At 45.4% G+C, this 4,874-nt stretch carries 6 protein-coding genes and 1 tRNA gene; 4 read left to right on the top strand and 3 right to left on the bottom strand.

The features are described 5' to 3' along the window. Window positions 1-217 precede the first annotated feature (217 nt). Window positions 218-1,069 (top strand): 23S rRNA (adenine(2030)-N(6))-methyltransferase RlmJ, encoded by an 852-nt coding sequence (locus tag VIM91_RS04225; protein ID WP_331863573.1) that lies wholly within the window; start codon window positions 218-220, stop codon window positions 1,067-1,069. Window positions 1,070-1,092: 23 nt separating this feature from the next. On the opposite strand, the gene VIM91_RS04230 is transcribed toward VIM91_RS04225, so the two are convergent. Genes VIM91_RS04230 through VIM91_RS04240 form a run of 3 tightly spaced genes read right to left on the bottom strand, consistent with a single transcriptional unit; the run spans window position 1,093 to window position 3,575 of the window. After that, window positions 1,093-2,217, bottom strand: a complete 1,125-nt coding sequence (locus VIM91_RS04230; RefSeq protein WP_331863574.1) for a ChaN family lipoprotein — start codon at window positions 2,215-2,217, stop codon at window positions 1,093-1,095. Continuing rightward, complete coding sequence (locus tag VIM91_RS04235; RefSeq protein WP_331863575.1) at window positions 2,218-2,661, bottom strand: NfeD family protein; 444 nt, start codon at window positions 2,659-2,661, stop codon at window positions 2,218-2,220. It lies immediately after the preceding gene. Next, window positions 2,658-3,575 carry a stomatin-like protein gene (locus VIM91_RS04240; RefSeq protein WP_331863576.1) on the bottom strand — a complete coding sequence of 306 codons (918 nt, stop codon included), beginning with the start codon at window positions 3,573-3,575 and terminating at the stop codon, window positions 2,658-2,660. The genes VIM91_RS04235 and VIM91_RS04240 overlap by 4 nt, the downstream gene beginning before the upstream one ends. A 95-nt stretch (window positions 3,576-3,670) precedes the next feature. Here VIM91_RS04240 and VIM91_RS04245 point away from each other — a divergent pair, with 95 nt between their 5' ends. The 3 genes from VIM91_RS04245 (at window position 3,671) to VIM91_RS04255 (ending at window position 4,874) form a co-directional block, all read left to right on the top strand. Next, complete coding sequence (locus tag VIM91_RS04245; RefSeq protein WP_331863577.1) at window positions 3,671-4,165, top strand: heme-binding protein; 495 nt, start codon at window positions 3,671-3,673, stop codon at window positions 4,163-4,165. A gap of 96 nt (window positions 4,166-4,261) precedes the next feature. Further along, window positions 4,262-4,735, top strand: coding sequence for a DsrE family protein (locus tag VIM91_RS04250; protein WP_331863578.1), 474 nt, complete (start codon window positions 4,262-4,264; stop codon window positions 4,733-4,735). 48 nt (window positions 4,736-4,783) lie between these two features. Then, window positions 4,784-4,874, top strand: a tRNA-Ser gene (locus tag VIM91_RS04255).

Below are 4,874 nucleotides of genomic sequence, written 5' to 3' on the forward strand. Positions count from 1 at the left end.
TGGTTTGAATGTTTTTCAGTTCCATGCTTTTGGCTTCCTGTTTATCATCAAATTACAACAAATTAGATAAAATTATATGGATCGATTTGCGCGGATTGTAACATTTCTTTTATAAAGCTGTCATAAAACTGCTTGATGGCGCGGTGAGCTTTTAGGATAAGTTTCAAGCGCTGGTTTATAATCAAGAAACCATCGATTAATAGGAAATAAGATTTTTATGTTGAGTTATCGTCATGCGTTTCATGCGGGAAATTTTGCGGATGTGTTAAAGCATCTGGTTCAGGTGCAATGTTTGAACTATTTACTGCAAAAAGATAAACCTATTTGGTATGCCGATACGCATGCGGGGGCGGGGGGGTATGCGCTGGATTCCAGTGAAGCACAAAAAAACGCCGAGTTTCAAAATGGCATTGGTCAGCTTTGGGGTAAAACAAACTTAGCCGAGCCTTTGCAAACTTATCTCGATTTGGTGACTCAGTTTAACCAGCAGGCGGGGGCGAAAGATGCATTGAAGTTTTATCCGGGTTCGCCTTGGTTTGCACAAACCTTGTTGCGCGAACATGACCGACTCAGTTTGTTTGAATTACACCCTAAAGAACAAGCGTTACTTAAACAAAACCTAGGTTCGCATCGCCGATTAAAAATATTTGATACGGATGGCTTTAAAGGTTTGATCGCACAGTTGCCACCTAAAGAACGCCGAGGTTTGGTATTAATTGATCCGCCTTATGAAATGAAGGAGGACTATGACACGGTGGTCGAAACCCTAGCGCAAGCCCATAAACGCTTTGCAACCGGCACTTACGCTTTGTGGTATCCAGTGGTGGAGCGCCGCCGCATAAACCGTCTTGAAAAAGCGCTGGTGAATAGTGGCATCCGCAATATTCAACTTTATGAACTGGGTTTAAGTGACGATACCAACGGGCGTGGCATGACCGCGAGTGGCATGATTGTGATTAACCCACCTTGGACGTTATTATCCCAAATGCAAACATTGTTGCCGGATTTAGCCAAACGCTTAGGCGGTAAAGCAGGCTGTTATCGGGTTGAGACCTTGTGCGCTGAATAATATGCGCGGAGTAAGTCGGGTTTTTAGTCGAACTTAATCTCAATTTGAAGGGTTTGGTCTTGTCTTTTCAAAGTCAGCTTGGCTGAAGATTTGGCAGACGTTTCGCTGAGTTTTAGCATTAAATCCGCATAATGTTTTAGCCGAATTTCGTTAAATTCAATAAGGCAGTCATCCACCATCAAACCGGCTTTTTCGGCGGCGCTATCTGGTTCGATTGATTCGATACAGAGATTTTGTGTGTTGAGACGTGTGCCCATTCGGGCGTGAGTCGGTAATTCAATCGGGTCGGTGAATACAAAATAATCAAATGCCCCTGGCTCATAATTTTCAAACGAACCGCTACTAATCGTTACTTGTTGTTCCTTAAGTTCCGGGGTTTGACGCGCCATATCGCTTGGAATCGCGGCTTGGTAAGCGAGATGAAAATTACCCGCGAACACCAATAATTTGTGATCAGGGTTTCGCTGCAGAAAGCTCACCGCGTTGAACGCCATGGTTTCATCCCAAATGCGTTGGGCAAAAATAAAGTCGGCTATCTCACGATCCGGCGGAATTTTATCTTTAAAAATTTGAGTTAAACGTGCCTGCTGCTCTGAACTCGGGGGGTGAATTTTGGGCAAATTGGCGAGTTGTTCTATGCTCAAACTTTGCTTACCTAAACTCGAAACCTGGCGGGTTAATTCAGCTGGCGTATTCAGTGCGAGAATGCGTAGTTGGTGCTGGCGAGCGTATTGTAAAATCGGTCGCAATAGCCGAAAGTCAACGCGCCAGCGTTGATAATATTGCGTTTGATGCAGCAGTTCGGCTTCATCAATCTGCCCTAAAATATAAGCGTCTAACCAAGGTTGAAAGGGTTGTTGAAACCATTCCACCCCAATCGCAATGTTGGGCGAAGCTTGATGCAAGCTTTGTAACGCGGCAAGCTGAATTAAATGATCACTATAATTTGGGTGGATTTCTCCCACATGCACCACGCGCTTATGTTTTATTAGATTTTTAAGTGCGGCAAATGAAATATCGGATGATGAGGTCGCCACTTGGGTTTCAAGTTCGGCGACATATTTAAGCGGGTCACTGATTGCCAGCTCGGTGCTTTGCGACCAGGCCTGGTGGTTAAGTAAACACAAACACAACACAAACCAACGCATTTAGGACTCCGTTTCAATCCAGGCCTGGTTGCTCTTGATTTGCGTTACTTTGATTTTCTGACCAGGTGTTAAGTCGTCATTCGGGTTGGCTACGAGCCAATGGGTGCCATGATAAAACACCATCCATTGGCCATTGTGTTGTGACAATACGCCGGTTTCGCCTGCTTCATAAGTCGATAAGGATTCGGTTTGCGCGTTCTGCGGGGCGATCAGTTTTTGGCGTAATGCAAACAACAGCACGGTGCCAATCGCAAACGCAAAGATGAGTTGAATTTCGCCATGTCCGAAGTCGACAAAGAAACTCATTAATCCGACAAAAACTAGCCCCAAGCCAAACCAGAGCAAAATATAAAGGCCAATAAAAATTTCCACGCCGATCAAAATCAATCCCACTGAAATCAACATCCAGCTAGGAATGAGTCCTAACAATCCAATACTGGTCATTTGACATTTCCTGCATTTTGGCCAACAAATAGCGATTGCAACGCACTCAATGAACCGATTAACTCAGACGCTTCATACGGAATCACCACTTTGTTTGCCGAATCACTGGCAGCAATGCCTTCCCAAGCTTTAATACGGTCTTTTGCTAACAAAAACTCAGCCGCATTCGGGTTGGATTGCATCGCCAACGCCAGCATTTCGATCGCTTGCTGCTGACCTTGAGCAAGCTGAATTTGTTCATAACGTTTTGCATCAGAAGTTCGCTCAATCGCTTCGGCTTCTTTAAAGGCTTTTTGACGATCACCTTCCGCTTTGGCAATGGTCGCGTTTTTTAAACCTTCTGCCTCAGTTTCCGTCGCTCGACGTTCACGCTCGGCGCGTAACTGTAATTCCATCGCGTGTTGAACGGCTTCGGGTACTGAAATATCCGAAATCTCAACACGCGTGACTTTCGCACCCCAGTTAGCCGAGGCACTGTCCAGCGCCATTAACAACGTCGCGTTAAGTGTATCGCGAGACGAAAGCGTGTCATCCAAATCCATTTTGCCGATTTCAGAACGCAAGGTGGTTTGTGCTAACTGAGCAATCGCGTGTTTGAGGTTGAGGATTTCGTAGGTAGCTTGTCGAGCATCGTTTATTCTTAAAAACACCAAGCCATCAATCACAATGCTGACGTTATCCTTGGTGATCACCTTTTGCACTGGAATATCAATCACCTGTTCTTGTGTGCCAAATTTGGAACGCACGCGATCAATCACCGGAATAATAAAGTTCAAACCGCCGTTTAGGGTTCGGTGATAACGCCCTAATCGTTCAACCACTTGCAATTCGGCCTGCGGCACAATGCGCACCCCAGAGGCCAGGTAGACAAAAAGTACACCTAGTAGAATTAATGTAAAAAATGTGAATTCCATAATGGTTTATCTCCATTCAACCTGTGTGGTGTTAATATTCAAAGCGCGGTTTAATTAAAACAAAATGTAACACAAAAACCATTCTGGGAGGATGTATGTTGAAGAACTCAATGAAGGTCGGTTTATTAAGTGCAGGGTTAGTGGTTGGTTCATTAGCGCAGGCTCAAGCTTTAACCGTTGATGTGCCACGTTTAACGTCAGAAGTGGCGACAAAAATTGCGGTTGAAGCGGTAAAAGCTTGTGAAGCCAAAGGCATTCCAGTTACCGCAACCGTTGTCGATCGCAACGGGATTGTTCAAACTATTATCCGCGATACGATGGCACCGCCTGTGTCCATCTCAATCAGCCAGAAAAAAGCTTATACCTCTGTTATGTTTAACGCCAAGGGTTCACAACTAACCAGCCAAGCAGAAGGTGCCTTACCAACTTTGGGTGAAGGCTTAGCCTTTATGGCCGGTTCGGTTACGATTTCAGCCGGTGGGCGTTTGTATGGTGCCGTAGGTGTGAGTGGTGCGCCAGGTGGTGACATTGATGAAGAATGCGCGGCAGCAGGTGTTGAAACCGTGCAAATGGACTTAGAAATGATGTAATTTAATTTACGTTATTTGTAACATCCAACCAGGCCTGGTGCTATTGTTTAATACCACCAGGTCTGGTTTTTTATGCCTCAAATAAAGGGGTTCGTTATGTCACGTTTAATCAAGCTCGTTGTTTATTTAGGGTTTATGTTCGCCACTTCAACTTGGGCCAATCCGAGTTTGCACCCGCAAGTCTCAAACTGGATAGAAACCAACCAAGCGCCAGCCGGGGTGGTGTTGGAGTTATTAAGTCGAGAAGCCAACTTTGTAGAAAATCGCACGCCTTATATCCAGCATCAAGTGACCGCTTTAAAACAAGCATTTGCGGATTTAGACGTGGTCATCATTAGTCACGGTCGAGAGTTGGCCGCATTAAGTAATGATTTTGCCAATCAGCCCTATCAACAGGTTTTTGAGAAAATGCACCAACAAGGTGTGACCGTGCATGTGTGCGAAGTCGTAGCGGGGCGGGTTAATAAAACACGGGATGATTTTCCGGATTTTATTGATGTCGCCCCATCCGGAACCGCCCAGTTAAATGACTATAAAAAGCTCGGTTACAGCGTAATACGTGTGCCCTAGTTGTTCTGGACACAGGTATGAATAGCCTATATAATCCGCACACAATTTGGAGAGCTGTCTGAGCGGTTGAAGGAGCGCGCCTGGAAAGCGCGTATAGGTTAATAGCCTATCGGGGGTTCGAATCCCCCGCTCTCCGCCA

Source organism: Thiomicrospira sp. (assembly GCF_036568485.1).
GTDB lineage: Bacteria > Pseudomonadota > Gammaproteobacteria > Thiomicrospirales > Thiomicrospiraceae > Thiomicrospira.

Bases quoted from the DNA above. Each gene is read 5' to 3' on its own strand.
- VIM91_RS04240 (WP_331863576.1), bottom strand. From the start codon at position 3,575: ATGGAATTCACATTTTTTACATTAATTCTACTAGGTGTACTTTTTGTC.
- VIM91_RS04245 (WP_331863577.1), top strand. From the start codon at position 3,671: ATGTTGAAGAACTCAATGAAGGTCGGTTTATTAAGTGCAGGGTTAGTG.
- VIM91_RS04225 (WP_331863573.1), top strand. From the start codon at position 218: ATGTTGAGTTATCGTCATGCGTTTCATGCGGGAAATTTTGCGGATGTG.
- VIM91_RS04230 (WP_331863574.1), bottom strand. From the start codon at position 2,217: ATGCGTTGGTTTGTGTTGTGTTTGTGTTTACTTAACCACCAGGCCTGG.
- VIM91_RS04250 (WP_331863578.1), top strand. From the start codon at position 4,262: ATGTCACGTTTAATCAAGCTCGTTGTTTATTTAGGGTTTATGTTCGCC.
- VIM91_RS04235 (WP_331863575.1), bottom strand. From the start codon at position 2,661: ATGACCAGTATTGGATTGTTAGGACTCATTCCTAGCTGGATGTTGATT.